At 30.4% G+C, this 17949-nt stretch carries 15 protein-coding genes and 1 other annotated feature; of the genes, 5 read left to right on the forward strand and 10 right to left on the reverse strand.

Annotated features, from left to right (window positions below; all coding sequences use genetic code 11):
• Positions 1–3: 3 nt before the first annotated feature.
• The 8 genes from pth to purR all read right to left on the reverse strand — a co-directional run bounded on the left by pth (position 4) and on the right by purR (position 8151).
• Entirely contained in the window at positions 4–573 is a 570-nt protein-coding gene (pth, locus tag DY168_RS13290) for an aminoacyl-tRNA hydrolase (RefSeq protein WP_115642162.1), read from the reverse strand.
• A gap of 162 nt (positions 574–735) precedes the next feature.
• On the reverse strand, positions 736–1986 hold the full coding sequence (locus DY168_RS13295; RefSeq protein ID WP_115642163.1) for a S1C family serine protease: 1251 nt from the start codon (positions 1984–1986) through the stop codon (positions 736–738).
• A gap of 103 nt (positions 1987–2089) precedes the next feature.
• Positions 2090–3508: a sensor histidine kinase gene (locus tag DY168_RS13300; protein WP_115642503.1), complete on the reverse strand. Its 1419-nt coding sequence runs from the start codon at positions 3506–3508 to the stop codon at positions 2090–2092.
• Positions 3509–3511: 3 nt separating this feature from the next.
• The gene (locus DY168_RS13305; RefSeq protein ID WP_115642164.1) at positions 3512–4198 is read right to left on the reverse strand and encodes a response regulator transcription factor; all 687 of its coding nucleotides are present in this window, start codon (positions 4196–4198) and stop codon (positions 3512–3514) included.
• A gap of 178 nt (positions 4199–4376) precedes the next feature.
• A complete protein-coding gene (locus DY168_RS13310; RefSeq protein ID WP_115642165.1) occupies positions 4377–5339 on the reverse strand; it encodes a ribose-phosphate diphosphokinase in 963 nt (320 codons plus the stop codon).
• 23 nt (positions 5340–5362) lie between these two features.
• Complete coding sequence (glmU, locus tag DY168_RS13315) at positions 5363–6730, reverse strand: bifunctional UDP-N-acetylglucosamine diphosphorylase/glucosamine-1-phosphate N-acetyltransferase GlmU (RefSeq protein ID WP_115642166.1); 1368 nt, start codon at positions 6728–6730, stop codon at positions 5363–5365.
• 187 nt (positions 6731–6917) lie between these two features.
• Positions 6918–7232, reverse strand: coding sequence for a septation regulator SpoVG (spoVG, locus tag DY168_RS13320; RefSeq protein ID WP_115642167.1), 315 nt, complete (start codon positions 7230–7232; stop codon positions 6918–6920).
• 103 nt (positions 7233–7335) lie between these two features.
• Complete coding sequence (gene purR, locus DY168_RS13325; RefSeq protein WP_115642168.1) at positions 7336–8151, reverse strand: pur operon repressor; 816 nt, start codon at positions 8149–8151, stop codon at positions 7336–7338.
• Between the two features lie 384 nt (positions 8152–8535).
• Here purR and murC point away from each other — a divergent pair, with 384 nt between their 5' ends.
• The 3 genes from murC (at position 8536) to asnS (ending at position 12249) form a co-directional block, all read left to right on the forward strand.
• Positions 8536–9915, forward strand: coding sequence for a UDP-N-acetylmuramate--L-alanine ligase (murC, locus tag DY168_RS13330; RefSeq protein ID WP_115642169.1), 1380 nt, complete (start codon positions 8536–8538; stop codon positions 9913–9915).
• Positions 9916–10116: 201 nt separating this feature from the next.
• Entirely contained in the window at positions 10117–10428 is a 312-nt protein-coding gene (locus DY168_RS15125) for a hypothetical protein (protein WP_115642170.1), read from the forward strand.
• Between the two features lie 109 nt (positions 10429–10537).
• Positions 10538–10797 (forward strand) — a binding site (T-box leader).
• A 57-nt stretch (positions 10798–10854) separates the two neighbouring features.
• Positions 10855–12249 carry an asparagine--tRNA ligase gene (gene asnS / locus DY168_RS13340; protein WP_115642171.1) on the forward strand — a complete coding sequence of 465 codons (1395 nt, stop codon included), beginning with the start codon at positions 10855–10857 and terminating at the stop codon, positions 12247–12249.
• Between the two features lie 64 nt (positions 12250–12313).
• Here asnS and DY168_RS13345 read toward each other — a convergent pair whose 3' ends face one another.
• Both DY168_RS13345 and DY168_RS13350 read right to left on the reverse strand, forming a co-directional pair.
• Positions 12314–14038 carry a phospho-sugar mutase gene (locus tag DY168_RS13345; RefSeq protein ID WP_115642172.1) on the reverse strand — a complete coding sequence of 575 codons (1725 nt, stop codon included), beginning with the start codon at positions 14036–14038 and terminating at the stop codon, positions 12314–12316.
• Between the two features lie 54 nt (positions 14039–14092).
• Entirely contained in the window at positions 14093–15568 is a 1476-nt protein-coding gene (locus DY168_RS13350; protein ID WP_115642173.1) for a leucyl aminopeptidase, read from the reverse strand.
• A 326-nt stretch (positions 15569–15894) separates the two neighbouring features.
• Between DY168_RS13350 and DY168_RS13355 the strand changes: the two genes are divergently transcribed.
• Positions 15895–16896, forward strand: coding sequence for a DUF3048 domain-containing protein (locus DY168_RS13355; RefSeq protein WP_115642174.1), 1002 nt, complete (start codon positions 15895–15897; stop codon positions 16894–16896).
• A gap of 191 nt (positions 16897–17087) precedes the next feature.
• Positions 17088–17942 (forward strand): DegV family protein, encoded by an 855-nt coding sequence (locus DY168_RS13360; RefSeq protein WP_115642175.1) that lies wholly within the window; start codon positions 17088–17090, stop codon positions 17940–17942.
• Positions 17943–17949 lie beyond the last annotated feature (7 nt).

Genomic DNA, 17949 nt, shown 5'->3' on the forward strand with positions numbered 1-17949 from the left:
CCTCTATTTCTCTGCAATAAACCCATTAAATCTATTCATAGCTTCATATAGGTTTTCTTTTACTATTAATTCTACAGCTTCTATTGAAGCTTTTATTGTACTATCTATTAATATCTTATCATCTTTATAAAACTTTCCTAATACATGAGAAATAAGGTCTCCCTTAGGACACCCAACACCAATTTTTATTCTAGGAAATTCATCTGTACCTAAGCTAGATATAATACTCTTTATTCCATTGTGTCCACCTGCGCTTCCCTTAGTTCTTATTCTCATTCTTCCTATATCTATGCTTATATCGTCATAAACAACTACTATATCTTTACTATCTATCTTATAAAAGTTCACTATTTCTCTAATACTTTCTCCACTGAGATTCATATATGTGCTAGGTTTTAGCAATATACACTTCTTCCCTTCTATAAAGCCTTCTCCATACACTCCTTTAAATTTTATCCTGTTTAATGAAATATTATACTTTACAGATAAATTATCTATAAAATTAAATCCAACATTGTGTCTTGTATCTTCATATTCCTTGCCTGGATTACCTAGGCCTACTATCAAATGCATTAATATTTCCTCCATTTGTTATTATATAATCACCTATACATTTTTAAACTTTAATTCTGCTTTAATATATTATACAACAAAAGTTATTATATAATATATTAAAACAGAAATAATAAAGAGACTTTAAAGTCCCTTTATTATTTAAAACGGTTATAAAATGATTTATTGTTTTTCTGTAAGTGTTAAGCTAATTTCTAGTACACTTCCTTCTCTCCAAATCTTACAACTTATAATATCTCCTATTTTATGTCCATCTACTATGATTTGTATATCTTCCATCTTCTTAACTTCTTTACCATCTAACCCTACAATTATATCTGTAGGTCCAACACCTGCATTAAAAAGAGTTTGGCCTTGCGTAACTTCTCTTACATAAACTCCTTCTATACCTTGAGTATTAGATGAATTGTTTCTAACTATAGTTTGGCCTATAAATCCCAAGTATGGTTTTTTAACTCTACCATAACTAGTCAAAGACTCTACTATATTTTTAACCTCGTTTGAGGGTATGGAAATACCTATACCCTCTGAAGTATACTTTTTAGTAAGTTTCAAGCTGTTTATTCCTACAATTTCACCTATAGAGTTACATAATGCTCCTCCAGTATTGTAATTATTTATATTTGCATCTGTTTTCACTATTTTATAAAGTCTTTTTTCTCCTGTATTGGGGTCTAAAAAGTCAATTTTTTTATTAATCACACTTACAATACCCATGGTTACAGTATCTGCCATATCCTCACCTAAAGGGTTGCCTACAGCAATAGCTAGGTCTCCAACTCTTATCCTTTCAGAATCACCAAATCTAGCATAAGGAAGATTATCTAAGTCTACTTTTATAACAGCTAAATCCGAAGCCTTATCTTTTCCTATAATCTTAGCTTTAATTGGTTTGGATCCATAACTTGATAACTTAACATATACAGGTTCTGCATCCTCTAACAAAAAAGAGTTAGTAACAATATATCCACTTTTATCTATTATTATACCTGAGCCCATATTTGAGGTTACGTCATTTTGCAGAAAGCTTTCAGGATTACTACTAACCCCTACTATAATACCGCTTAATCCTTCTACAACCTTATTTATATCATTCTTAGGTACAAATTCTTTTACTTTATCATCCTTTACCTCTTGCTTATTAGAGTAAATAACCGAACTATTATTCCTATTATTAACCACATTTTTATATTTATTTTCAATCATATAGGAGGCAGTTATAGCTCCAGAAATGGCCGCAACAACTATCACTAAAACACCTTTACAAAGACCTTCTAATCTTTTTCTTCTTTTGTTTTGTCTTATATTTATCTCACCGTGTTGATTACAGTTCTCCTCTAATAGGTGTTGATCTTTTTGCTTTAGACCTTGGTTTAAACCCGCGCCTTTGTTTAGCTTTTTTCTCCTGTCCATAAAGCACCTCCTATACCCTTAAGTAATTATACTTAAATCTTTTAAATTAAGTATGAACAAAATATTATGTTTCGATTATATCTTTATATTTATTTGAATTCAACTATACTCTAGTTAGTGTAAAAATAAATGTTACTCCTTGATCCTTTACCTTATTTTCTACCCATATGTCTTCTCCTAGTTGTGATAATATATTTCTAGCTATAGGCAATCCCAATCCTGTACTAATTTTAGATGTCCTTGCTTTATCAGATTTATAAAACCTATCCCATATCCTTCTTAATTCATTCTCCTCAATATTAGGTCCATCATTGAATACAGATACTAGAAGCTTATCCCCTTTTATCTTAGTTGATAATTTTATATTACCTCCATCAGGTACATACTTTATAGAATTATCTATAAGATTAGTTAATACTTGAATAATTCTATCTCTATCACCCTCAACATACAAATGTTCATCTTGCAATAGCACATCAACTTTTAATTTCTTATCATTAATTTTTGGTTCAAATTTTATAATGCATAATTTTATAATTTCATTTATATCAATTTCTGTTACTCTTAAAGAAAACTTTCCTGATTCCATAGCTGCTAAATCCAAAAGGTCATTTACAAGTCTAGTCAGTCTTTGAACCTCATCATATGCTATTTGTAGATAATGATTTTCTTTATCTTTAGGTATTACACCATCTAATATCCCTCCAATAAAACCCTTTATGGATGTTATTGGTGATCTAAGTTCATGTGAAACATTAGACATGAAGTCTCTCCTATTTTTCTCTACCTTTTCTAATGAATCTGCCATAGTATTAAAGGACTCTGCAAGCTCTCCAATTTCGTCATTAGAATCTATTATAACCCGCTTTTCTACCTCACCTTTAGATATCTTTCTTGCCACAGCATTTATTTTAGATAAAGGGTTTATTATTATCTTTTGAGAAAAGTAATATATTATTATACTAGTTATAATTACAGAAAATATAGCACCTAACCATATTATTGAATATACCTTTTTTATAGGAGCCTTTATTTGCTCTATTGGTGTATACATTAATATTACCCCTCTAAAACTTTCCCCAGAAAATATGGGTTTCATATAAATGTAAGAAGGTTTATCCACTATGTTTTCATAGGTACCTCTTTTTTCTATAGTCTTTCCAAATCTTAACTCATCCATTTCTTTTAAGTCTAAGCTGTTTGCCACTATATCTTTGTATTTAACATTAGAAACCGCGTAAACATAACCCAAACTATCGGCTATCAATATATCTGAGTTTAATAAGTCCCCTATAAAGCTCATCTCATTTTCTAGTTTAGTTACTGATAGAGTATTTTTATCACCTAAACTATTTACTGCAGATGTTGCAATTCTGTCTCCTTGCATATCTAATTGATTTTTTCTTTGCTCAAAATAATAGTTTTCAAACCAAAATGAAAGGATTGTAGCAACTAGAATAAACATAATTGCTACAATAAATGTAAATGCCGCTATCATTTTGGACACAAGGCTATTTTTAATCATTTATTTCACCTCAAATTTATATCCAACACCCCAAACAGTTTCTAGTTGCCAATTAGGTCCACCATGAAGTTTTTCCCTTAATCTTTTTATATGAACATCTACTGTTCTTGAATCTCCAGGATAATCATATCCCCAAACCTCACAAAGAAGTTGTTCCCTTGTAAATACTCTATTTTTATTATTTGCAAGATAATGCAATAATTCAAATTCTTTAGGTGGCATTTTTATATCTTCATCCTTATATACTACAGTATAAGAATTAATATCTATTGCGAGTTCAGGAAATGTTAATGTTTCTCTACTTCCATTATCGGAATTATATCTCCTCATTACTGCTTTAACTCTTGCTATAAGCTCTTTAGGTTCAAATGGTTTCACAATATAATCATCTGCTCCAAGTTCAAGTCCCAATACCTTATCAAAGGTATCCCCCTTAGCTGTAAGCATTATTACAGGGGTTTCATTTTCTTTCCTTATCCACTTTAAAACGTCTATTCCGTCCATATGCGGAATCATTATATCTAAAAGCACAATATCAGGTTTATAATTTAAAAATGCCTCCTGTGCATTCTTACCATCATGCGACAATCTTGTATCATACCCTGAGTTTTGTAAATACATCTTTATAACTTCACATATGTTTTCATCATCATCTACTATAAGGACCTTTCCTATAGTTCCTTCCATATTTCAAACCCCCTCAATATAATTTAACACACTTATTACTATTTACTATATATTAATCTATCACAAAATACTATTTAAATACTACTTTACACAAAAAAGTTACAAATAATTTACTAGTAAATAAAATTAGAGCATAATAACCTTTTTAAAAAGTTATTATGCTCTAGTTTATATATTATTAATCTTCCTCAAATAATATACTAAGAGGAACATCATCATAAATTCTTCTTATAGCTTCTGCAAAAATTGGCGCTACAGAAAGAGATGTAATCTTTTCAGAACTTTCATTTGCTGGAACATCAATAGTATTAAGCATAACTAGCTCTTTTATTGCTGAATTATTTATTCGTTCAAATGCTGGACCTGAAAGAACTCCATGAGTACAGCAAGCATATACTTCTTTTGCTCCTAAATCTTTTAATGCATTTGCTGCATTTACAATTGTACCTGCTGTATCTATCATATCATCTACTAGAATAGCAGTCTTTCCTCTAACATCACCTATTATATTCATAATTTCAGACACATTTGCCTTAGGTCTTCTCTTATCAATTATAGCCATAGGTGCCTGCAGTCTATCTGCAAACTTTCTAGTTCTTGTAACACTACCTAAGTCTGGAGATACTAACACTACATCTTCATCTTCTCTAAATCCTTTATCTTCAAAATACCTTGAAAGTATAGGTACCCCTAAAAGATGATCAAGTGGAATATCGAAATACCCTTGTATTTGTGAAGCATGTAAATCCATAGTAAGTACTCTATCTGCACCTGCAGCTGTTATTAAATCAGCTACTAATTTTGCTGTTATAGGATCTCTAGATTTTGCTTTTCTATCTTGTCTTGCATACCCGTAATAAGGAATAACAGCTGTTATTCTTCCAGCGGACGCTCTTTTAAATGCATCTATCATTATTAGAAGTTCCATTAAGTTGTTGTTTACAGGTGAATTTGTAGATTGAACTACAAAAACATCTACACCTCTTACAGTTTCATTAATATCTACAGATATTTCTCCATCACTAAATGTACCTACCTTTGCACTTCCTACTGGTATACCTAATATATCTGAAATATCTTTTGCAAGTTTTGGATTAGCATTTCCACTAAATATCTTAATTGTTTTTCCGTGGGTTATCATTTTGAATCCTCCTTAGGTTTTATTTATTTTTTCATACCCTTTTTATTTACCCAGCCCTCAATGTTCTTTTGTCTAGCTCTTGCTATAGCAAGGCTACCCTTTGTAACATGATCTGTTATAGTTGATCCTGCAGCTATATATGTATTGTCATCTATCTCTACTGGTGATACTAGGTTACTATTACATCCAACAAAGGCATTATTACCTATCCTTGTCTTATACTTTCCTTTTCCATCATAATTCACGACTACTGTTCCACATCCAAAATTGCAGTTTTCCCCAACCTCTGCGTCACCTATATAAGTTAAATGTGATACTTTAGTATTGTCACCTATGATAGATTTCTTAATCTCAACAAAATCTCCAATTCTTGCATGTTTTCCTATTGTAGTTTCAGGTCTTATATACGCAAAAGGTCCTACTGTAGTATTTTCACCAACAGTACTTTCTAGTATTACTGAATTATCTACAGATACTCCACTTTCTATAGTACTATCTTTAATTCTACAATTTGAATGAATTATACAGTTTTCTTTTATAACTGTTGTACCTTCTATTGTGTTATTTGGATATATTATAGTATCTCTTCCTATTTGTACATCTGAACCTATATAAGTATTTTCTGGATTTATGAATGTAACCCCATTGTCTAAATGTATTTTATTTATTCTATTTCTTAATATCTTTTCAACTTCAGCAAGATCAACTCTTGAGTTAACTCCCATTGTTTCTTCATAATCTACAACCATAGCACCTACTGTTTTACCATTATCTTTAAGTATTTCTACAATATCTGTAAGGTAGTATTCTCCTTGAGCATTGTTATTTGTAAGTTTATCTAGACCTTTTACAAGGCTTTCTATATCAAAACAATAAATCCCTGCATTTATTTCCTTAGTATTAAGCTGTTCTTTATTACAATCCTTATGTTCTACAATTCTGTCCACAAGCCCATCTTTTCTAATTATTCTTCCGTAACCAGTTGGATCTTCTAAAATAGAAGTTGCTACAGTGCACTGATAACCATTGTCTTGATGTGTATTTATAAGCCTTCTAACTGTATCTTCTCTCATAAGTGGAACATCCCCATTAAATATAGCAACTATCCCTTTTTTATGCTTTAAGAATTCCTTAGCGCACATTATGGCATGGCCTGTTCCTAATTGTTTATCTTGAAAAGAATAAGTAACATCCGTAAATTTTGTACTCTCTTTTACATCATCAGATCCATTTCCTATAACAATATTTATATCACTCAAATCAGATGCTCTCATAGTATCGATTACATGATTTACCATTTCCTTGCCACATACTTTATGTAAAACCTTAGGTAAAGTAGATTTCATTCTCTTACCTTTACCAGCCGCTAATATTATAGCACATTTATACATTTTATCACCTCTTTATGTTATATAAGAGCAATTTAGCATATTCTATTTCAGTAAAAAGCATCTTAATAAAATTTTCATCCTTTTCATTATATTTTATAAAAACATTATTTTCAACACTGAAATGATTTATTGTATTTATAAGAAAATTCAAAAAAATAAAAAGGAGAAATCTCCTTTTTATTTTTTATTAAACTTCTGTATGAACTTCTGACTCTTTAACCTCATGTTTATACTCTTTTGGTTCTTCATTTTTTACCTTTTCATATTCGCTTAAAATTGATTGTTGTATCTTTTCTCTAGTTTGTGTATTTATTGGATGAGCTATGTCCTTAAACTCTCCATCAGGAGTCTTCCTGCTTGGCATTGCTATGAAAAGTCCATTTTGCCCTTCTATCACTTTTATATCATGAACTACAAATTCATTGTCAAAAGTGATAGAAACAATTGCCTTCATTTTTCCTTCCGCTGCGATTTTTCTGATTCTAACGTCTGTAATTTCCATTAAACCCCACCTCCAAAGATGCTTTATAATCTATATATTTCTCTATATATTTTCTTTTTCCTTCTTTTTTGCGAGAAAATTTTATAAATCTTTTGAAAATTTGCTATTTAATTAAATTAGACGGCTTTAGTAATACGTTTTCATCCTCATCTATACCTAAAAACTCTATAATAGAGAAGTATTCTTTTATTACTTTCTTATCTGATTGTATATTGTCAATTAAAACTCCTATTCCAAGAAGTTCACTTTCAAATTCTTTTAAAAGATCCATTATTCCCTTAGCAGTTCCGCCACCTTTCATAAAATCATCTATAAAAATACACTTACTACCCTTTTTTAAAGACTTTTTAGAAAGCGACATGTTTTGTATCCTACCGCTAGATCCTGACACATAATTAATACTAACCGTTGGACCTTCTGTAACCTTTGTATCTCGTCTAACAATTATAAGCTCTACTCCAAGGTTCTTTGAAACCTCGTAGGCTAAAGGTATTCCCTTAGTTTCAACTGTAACTACATAATCTACTTGTTGTCCTTCAAAAAGTGAAGACAATATAGTAGCAGCTTTAGATACTATTTTAGGATTAAACATTATATCATTGATATATATAAAGTTTCCCGGAACTATCCTCTCCTTTGAATTAAGTTTTTCACATAAATCTTTAACAAACTTATTAGTATCTTCTTTTGATATCTTAGGTATGTACTTTATACCTCCAGATGCCCCTGATATACTTTCTACAGCACCTAGTTGAAGCCTTTCAATTGTTTCCCTTATGATAACTATGTCTTCACTTATAGAAGATTTAGCCGCATTTAAAGGTTCTAAAAAGTTATTAAGACTTATAACCCTACTTGGGTTGTTTAAAAGTATTTGTGTTATAGCAACTATTCTATTATTTCTATTAAATCGATCCATTATATCACCTATCATTCCAAATATTACGAACTATATTTTTAAAAAACATCTTATCATTCATATTCTATTCTATTAATAGTTTAATTTCAATTATTATTGAACTAATAATTGAATTAATCGTATAATGTAGATATATTAGATAACTTTTGTTATATATTTTATATAACCTATACACCTTTATATAAATTAAGTAACCTTTTCTAATATAAGTATATCTTTATGGTAAAATGAGATTATCTTTAATCAGGTTATGTCTAATCCTAAAATACAAGTTAATTCTATAAGAAATCTTTCTCAACATATTAATTATTAAATAAAAAATATAACTGGACCAAAAAAATATAATTAGTTAAATTTATTTATAACTAGAAGGAGTGAAATATATTGTCTTTTAATTTTCTAAGTGATAAAAATAAAAAAATCCACTTTATAGGTATTGGTGGTATAAGCATGAGTGGACTTGCTGCAATAATGCTTAAAAACAACTTTAATGTCTCTGGATCAGATATGAAAGATTCAGATATTTTAGATAAACTAAGAAAACAAGGCGCAACGATTTACATAGGCCATGATGAGACAAACATCAAAGATGTAGACCTAATGGTTTATACTGCAGCTGTTCCAAGTAATAACCCAGAATTAAAATATGCTATACAAAATCATATTAATTTAATGGATAGAGCTGAGTTCTTAGGGGAAATCATGAAAGGTCATATGTATAATGTAGCCGTTGCTGGTACTCATGGCAAAACTACTTGTACATCAATGTTATCTCATATAGTTCTTTCTGCAAATCTAGATCCTACAATATTAGTAGGAGCAAACTTAGATATAATAGATGGTAACTTTAGAACTGGAGATAGTGAATATTTTATTACAGAATCTTGCGAATATAAAAGATCATTTCTTAAGTTCTTTCCTTATATAGGATTAATATTAAATATAGATGCTGACCACCTAGATTATTACAAGGATATTGATGATATTGAATCCGCATTTACACAGTTCGGACTATTAATACCAAAGGATGGTTATCTAATATGTAACGCTGCAGATCAAAGGGCTCTTAATGTAATGAATAAGGTTAACTGTAATATATTAACCTTTGGTATTGATTGTGGTGACGTACAAGGCCGTAATATAAGATTTGATGATAAAGGTAAGAGTAAGCTTGACTTATACTATAAAGGTAAAGAATTATTCTCTTTAAGCTTAAATGTCCCTGGAAATCATAATATCTTAAATGCCTTAGCTGCTGTAGCTACGGCAATATCTTTAAACATCGATAATGATTATATAATATCTGGTTTAGAGGGATTTAAAGGCGCTCATAAAAGATTTGAAATAAAAGGTATAAAGAATGAAATAACTGTTATAGATGATTATGCGCATCACCCTACAGAAATAAAAGCCGCACTATCAGCTGCCAAAAACTTTAAACATAATAAGATATATTGTGTCTTTCAGCCTCATACCTATACCAGAACTTCTTCTTTATTAAAAGAATTTTCTCTTTCCTTTAATGATGCAGATGAAATACTTTTACTTGATATTTATGCCGCAAGAGAAATAGATGACGGAACTGTTAACTCAAATATGTTAGGTGATAAAATAAGAGATAACGGTTTAAAGTGCCTAAACTTCCATAACTTTTATGATACCCTAGAATATCTAAATTCCAAGGTTAAAAAAGGAGACTTAATATTAACTGTAGGTGCTGGAGATGTAGTTAAAGTTGGAGAGATGTTCTTAGATACTATTTAACTTAATTTATATATATAATAATTATTCTTTTTTAAAATAAAAAACTTTAATTTTCCTTTATAATATATTTCCTGGTTTAAAAATATCATTATAGATAATACTAGATTTAAGGGTTAACTTTTATATTGTTTTTTATTAAATCTTAATCCTATTCTAGTAGGTATAATATAATATTTAAAATTTAAAAAGGAGATGTTTTATATGATGAACTTTTTAGTATCTTCAGTTGCAAATTTGATAATTATATTAATAAGCTTTTTTATATTTAAAGTTATCATAAGTGGTCCTACGAGGCATAGACTATATGAAAAATTTATGTCTTCCTTTGCAAAGTTTATAGTATATATCTTTTTAGCATCTACCATTATAACCTCACTAACTGCTCTAGTTTTATATAAAACTAGATATATTGCATATATAAACGTAGTAGCTCCCGCACTAGTCTCACCTATAATTGGCTTTGTAGCGTCTACAGTACCTACAAGAGGAGCTGGTGATGAAAAACAGGTATAACTCATTATTAAGCATTTTAAACTTTGTATAAATATCCTTATTTATGTGTTTTATATATTTGCATTAATTATGCTTTTAGTGTAAAATTGGATTATTGATAGGAAAATTTAGATCAACTATGATAAGAAGAGTAAATTTAGGAAGGTTGCCTTAGCGAATCGATAATAGTGAAAGATCGATGCAAACCCTATATTGAAGAACACCTTTGAGTTTCTAACCAAAATCACTTAATGTGAAAGTAGACTTAGACGGCATCAATCCGTTATAATTGAGCAGCATTTATTGTGCTGTTAAAGAGATCAATGTATTATTCATTTATATGTTGATAAACTTGGGTGGCACCACGAAATATAGCCTTTCGTCCCTTTATCGGATGAGAGGTTTTTTTATATTTAATTTTAATAATTAGAAAGGTAGGATTGTAAAATGAAAACTTTAGAAATCAAAGAACTATATAGGAACGGTGAGAAACATTATAATCAAAATATTAAAGTAAATGGTTGGATCAGAACTTCTAGATCTTCTAATGCTTTTGGTTTCATGGAACTTAATGATGGAACATTCTTTAAAAATATTCAAGTAGTTCTAGAAGGAGATATCTTAGATAACTTCAAGGAAATAACTAAGCTTCCTATAAGTTCTTCTGTTTATGTAGAAGGAGTTCTTGTGCCTACTCCTGATTCAAAGCAGCCCTTTGAACTTAAGGCACAAAAGGTAGTTGTAGAGGGTGTATCATCTTCAGAATATCCACTACAAAAGAAAAGACATAGTCTTGAATACCTAAGGACTATCGCTCATTTAAGACCTAGAAGCAATACATTTTCCGCAGTGTTTAGAGTACGTTCTATGGCTGCCTTTGCTATCCATAAATTCTTTCAAGAAAAAGGTTTTGTGTATACTCATACACCAATCATAACAGGTAGTGATGCTGAAGGTGCTGGGGAAATGTTTAGATTATCAACACTAGATATGTCAAACCCTCCAAGAACGGAGGATGGTAAAATCGATTTTAAAGAAGACTTTTTTGGAAAGGAAACAAACCTTACTGTAAGTGGTCAGCTTGAAGGTGAAGCCTATGCTTTAGCTTTTCAAAAGATCTACACTTTTGGTCCAACTTTTAGGGCTGAAAATTCAAATACAGCAAGACACGCTTCTGAATTTTGGATGATAGAGCCTGAAATAGCTTTTGCTGATCTTAATGATGACATGAAACTTGCAGAAGACATGTTAAAGTATGTTATAAGCTATATATTAGAGAATGCTCCAGAAGAGATGGCATTTTTCAATAGTTTTATAGATAAAGGCCTTATAGAAAAACTAAATAATATAGTAAACTCAGACTTTGCTCACGTAACATACACTGAAGCTATTGAGCTTTTAGAAAAGTCAAATAAAGAGTTTGATTATCCTGTTAAATGGGGAATAGACCTTCAAACAGAACATGAAAGATATATAACTGAAGAAATATTTAAAAAGCCTGTTTTTGTAACAGATTATCCAAAAGAAATAAAAGCCTTTTATATGAGACTTAGCGATGATGAAAAAACCGTAGCTGCTATGGACTGTTTAGTACCTGGAGTAGGAGAAATAATCGGTGGAAGTCAAAGAGAAGAACGAATTGATATCCTTGAAAGAAGGATTGAAGAGCTTGGACTAAATAAAGAAGACTACTGGTGGTACCTAGAACTTAGAAAGTTTGGAACTACTAAGCATGCTGGATTTGGCTTAGGATTTGAAAGACTTATAATGTATATTACAGGAATCTCTAATATTAGAGACGTAATACCTTTCCCAAGAACACCAAATAATGCTGACTTCTAAAATATATTAGTTGTTTAAAAAGAAGTTTATAAGAAAATTATCTTATAAACTTCTTTTTATTTTACTATTTAACTTTATCTAGCTTTTCTAAAACTAAAGTTTCAATATCCTTTATCTTCTTATCTGCTTTTTCTAAATTTTCATCTATAGTATAAATATAAAGCTTTATCTTGGGCTCTGTTCCAGATGGTCTTACCGCATACCAACTCTTATCATCAAAAATAAACTTAAGTACATCTGACTTTGGTATTCCCACACTTTCTTTTTCTCCTGTGGCTATATTAAGTGTAGTTCCTTCATTAAAATCTGTATACTTTTCAAGTTTTGCACCATTAAATTCCTTTATGAAGTTATCTCTGTACTGAACCATCATTCTTTCAATTCTAGCTTTTCCTTCAACACCTTCAAGAACTAATGATATCTGCTTTTCTCTATAATATCCATATTCACTATAAACCTCGTTAAGTACCTGTATTAATGTTTTACCTTGAGATTTATAGTAGGCTGCAGCTTCACATAATAGCATAGAAGCACTTACTCCATCTTTATCTCTAACCTTTGTACCGGTTACATAACCTATGCTCTCTTCGTATCCAAATATAAATTCAGCTTCCCCAGTCTTTTCAAACTCAGGAATCTTTCCACATATATTTTTGAACCCTGTTAATGCTTCATAAGTTTTAACGCCATAATCCATCGCTATTCTTTTACCTAAATCCCCAGTTACTATAGACTTAACTATAGCACCATTTTTAGGTAGCTTATCGTTAGCTTTAAGACCTTCAAGTATATATTTTATTAATATAGCACCTGTTTGATTACCTGTAAATGGTACATACTCTCCATTATCGTCCCTAACCTCTATAGCAAGTCTATCACAATCAGGATCTGTAGCAATTAAAAGCTCTGCACCTTCTTTTTTCCCTAATACTTCTGCATATTTAAACGCCTTTGTATCTTCAGGATTAGGATATCCTACTGTTGTAAAGTCTGGATCAGGACATTCTTGCTCAGGTACCACAATTATATTAGTAAATCCTCTTTCCTTAAGAACTCTTCTAACTGGTATATTACCGGTTCCATTTAATGGTGTATATACTATCTTTATGGACTTATCTACATCATCTCTTATACTTAAGCTTTTAACCATAGATATATACATGTCATCCATTTCTTTTCCTAAGTAATTAAGTAGTCCTTTATTTAAAGCCTCATCTTCTGTTATAGTCTTTACCATATTAAAGCTCTTAATTTGTTGAATGTTTTCAACTATACAATCAGCCATTTCACTTAAAATTTGTGCTCCATCTTCAAAATAAACCTTATATCCATTGTATTCCCTAGGATTATGACTAGCAGTAACTACAATCCCTGCTGCTGTTCCTAATGTTCTAACTGCAAATGAAAGCTCTGGTGTAGGTCTTAAACTTTCAAATAGAAAAGCCTTTATTCCATTTGCAGCTAGTACTAAGGATGCTGTCTTTGCAAATTCTGAAGAAAAGTGTCTACAATCATAGGCTATAGCCACTCCCCTTTCAGCATAATCTTGCCCTCTTGATTTAATATAATCTGCAAAACCTTGCGTAACTTTAGATATGTTATAAATATTCATTCTATTAGTACCCGCGCCAAGCTTACCTCTTAATCCAGCTGTTCCAAATTCTAGATCTTTGTAAAATCTATCCTCTATCTCAGCTTCATTTCCCTTCAAGTCCCTAAGCTCTTTTTTTGTATCTTCATCAATATACTGATCTTCAATCCAACTGTCATATCTATTTTTGTAATTCATATAAAGTTCTCCCTTCACCTTACTTATTACTTCATACCATTTATTACTGTCTATTTACTCACATCTTTCTTTTGCTAAATAATATAAAGTTCTAACTCCTGCTCCTGTTCCACCTTTAGATAAGTATCCGTTATCTTTTTCACTCCATGCTGTGCCAGCTATATCTAAATGTAACCATGGTTTATTTTGTACAAATTCGCCTATAAATAATCCTGCTGTTATGGTACCAGCATTTCTTCCACCAATATTTTTATAATCTGCTATATCTGATTTAATAAGTTTTTTATATTCATCAAAAGATGGAAGTTCCCAAACCTTTTCTCCTGAAAGCTCAGAAGCATTTTGAAGCTCTTTGTAAAAATCTTTATTGTTTGTAACCACTCCTGTTGTAGTATCACCTAACGCAACTAATACAGCTCCAGTAAGTGTAGCCAAATCTATAACCTTACTTACATGTTCTTTCTCTATTATATAATGCACTGCATCTATTAATGTTAAACGCCCTTCTGCATCTGTATTTAATACTTCTATAGTTTTACCTGCCATAGAAGATATTATATCTCCTGGCTTGTAAGCTTTCTCAGAAATCATATTTTCGCAAGAAGCAACTACTGCAATAACATTAGTTTTTAATTTCATCTTAGATATAGATGCCATAGCACCTATAACGGCTGCCGCTCCTCCCATATCACTTTTCATCATAACCATTCCATCTGTTGGCTTTATTGAATATCCACCTGAATCATAAGTAAGACCTTTACCTACAAGCCCTAATATATCTCCTTTGTTTTCTACATCACCAATGTATCTCATAACTATGAGCTTTGGAGACTTTGATGAACCTTTAGCTACCTCAAGAAAGGAATGCATTCCTAACTCTTCTATCTTATCTTTACCGTAAATATCCACTTCAAATCCATACTCTTCTCCAATCTTTTCAGCTCTTTTAGCTAATTCTTTAGGATAAAGTATGTTAGCTGGTTCATTTACTAAGTTTCTCGCCTCAATAACTGATGATGTTAAAATATCGATTTCATCTAATGCCTCTTGTGCCTTATTTACATCTTCATCTTTAATAGCTTTTATAAATATACTTTTTACTGAAGATTCTTTTTTATCACTTATATACTTATCAAACTTATAATCTCCAAGAACCATTCCTTCATATATAGCCTTTATTCTTCTTTTTACACATATCTTTTCTGAGTTAAACATTTTTACAGCTATCATGCTAAGTTTAAGTTCTTTTGCCTTTTTTAAAGCCTTAGAATAGGCTATCCTTATTCCTTCTGAAGTTAGTTCTTCTTTTTTTCCAAGCCCTAATAATAAAGTATATTGAAGTTTATCTTCAGTCTCTTCAACTATACAAAATATTTCTCCGCATTCACCTTTAAACTTGTCTGAACCTTTTAACTTTTGAACCTTAGATTTTACACAATCACAAATATCTTCTCCATTATCCTCATAAAAAAGTGGATAAATTAATCCCTCATAATCAGCAGAATTTAAATCTTTAATAAAAAATTCCATCGTAATCACCTCTCCAATCTATTCTTTATATACAGTATAATTCAATTTAGATTCAATTCCAATAAAGAAAATCATTATTGTTTGTTTTATCGGAATTAATTATTTATTTAAGGCATATAATTAAATATCTATACTTTTTTAATTACTACCCTATGATCAAGTGATTCTTAGACACATGTGGAGTTTGCTTATAAAGAATACATCTCTCCATCTGGGTCTTAGAAGAACTTATCTAGATGAATGGTAGCCGTCATCCGCCACCTTTAATAGTATAGGTGTGTTACGGATGGTAGCAATCAGATAAATTTTAACCTTAGGAGGAAAAGATGAATAAAAAAGTTCTATCCATACTAATAATCTCCATAATCTTATCAGGGTGCTGCCCTAATGAATCTATTAAACCTAATAATACAGATACCTCTCCTATAATTGTTTCTGATCCTATAAAGGAAAAGACCTTCCCTTTTACAGGTAAACCCATGACTTCAAACAATACCTCACTACCTTTTATGGCTATAATAGAAAATTCAAAGGATGCTAGACCTCAATCAGGGTTATCCAAGGCGGATATTGTTTTTGAGACCATGGTTGAGGGTGGAATTCCAAGATTTATAGCCTTATTTCATACGGAAATGCCTAAAGAAATAGGTCCAATTCGAAGTGCAAGACCTTATTTCCTGGAAATATCTCAAAGCCTAGATCTTCCCTTTGCACATTGTGGAGGAAGCGAAGATGCTTTAAAATCAATTGATTTAAATAATCTTATGAGTCTAAATGAAATGAAGTTTGCTGATGCATATTGGAGAGATAATTCTAAAAAGCCTCCCCATAACCTTTATACATCAAGTGAAAAAATAACGTCATTATTAAATGAAAAACAAATTAATAAGATTCCAACTTCAAATTTAAAATTTGACTCTTCTTATTGGGATAATAAAGATTTCAAAAAATGTAGTCATATAAAAATAAGTATGAATAAATCTTATGATACATCTTATAAATACGAAGATGGTATATATAAAAAACTTATTGGTGAGGATACATTTATAGACAAATCATCCAATGTTGAATTAAGCTTAAGTAATATAGTTATTCAACAAACTAGTATAACTTTAAGCAAAGATAATATTCATGTAGAAATACCTTTAATTGGTGAAGGAAAGGGTTATGTGCTAAGCCAAGGTAAGATAATCCCAATACTTTGGAGTAAGAAAGACTTAACTAGTGCTACAGAATTAAAAGATGAAAATGGTAATATAGTCTCATTAAGTGAAGGTAAGACTTGGTGGAACATAGTAGATAAATCCAATGAAATATCTCTTAATTAAATACATCACTACTTATTAATCCCTTTAAGACTTTTTATATAAATATTATATTTTAAAAAGACGTAGCACTTATATACATCTTTTTATATAAGTTTAATAACTATATCACTATTGATACATATCACTATTGATATAGTTATTAAATATTGATATAATATAATATAATAAATAAAGTTTTGGAGGCGTTAAATTTGAAAAACCTACAAAAAATAGCATTAATCGCAGATAGTACTTCTGATTTACCAGCAGAATTTATAAATAAATATAATGTTCACATATTACCTCTTAAGGTGATTTATCATGATAAAGAATATACTGATAGAGTGGATATAACACCTCAATATGTGTATGATAATTTAAAAGTTGAAATACCTAAAACCTCATTGCCATCAATGAATGATATGAATGATCTTTTTGAAAAGTTAAAAATAGAAGGGTATACTCACGCAATAGCAATCTGTATATCTAGTGGCTTATCTGGAACCTCAAACAGTCTTAAGCTTATTAGTGAAAATCACCCTGAAATAGTATCTACAATTTTTGATTCTAAATTAATATCTTTTGGTACAGTTCCTCTAATAATAGAATGTGCAAAATTAATAGGTAATGGTGAAAGTTATGAATCAATAGTATCTAATCTACCAAATATAAAAGATAAAATATCTGTTTTCTTTATGGTTGATACCTTAGAATATTTAAAAAAGGGTGGAAGAATAGGTAGAGTCTCTGGAACCATAGGAGAATTACTTAATATAAAACCTATAATATCCATAAATGAAGATGGTGTTTATTATACCTACGATAAAATAAGAGGCAAAAAACAAGCCCTATCAAAGTTTTTAACTATAATAAAAGATGAGGTAGATAAACATAAATCTAGCATCTGGGTAGCCCATGGTGATGCTCTAGAAGAATCTCTAAAGATACGCGATATATTAAAAGATTACAACAACGTTATCTCTGTAGGTTTTGGTGAAGTAGGCCCCGTAGTAGGTGTTCATACTGGACCTGGCTTTATAGCTATATCTATATTTAAAGAAGAGTAGTTTCATT

Origin of the sequence: Clostridium putrefaciens (assembly GCF_900461105.1) — a bacterium.
Lineage (GTDB): Bacteria > Bacillota > Clostridia > Clostridiales > Clostridiaceae > Clostridium_L > Clostridium_L putrefaciens.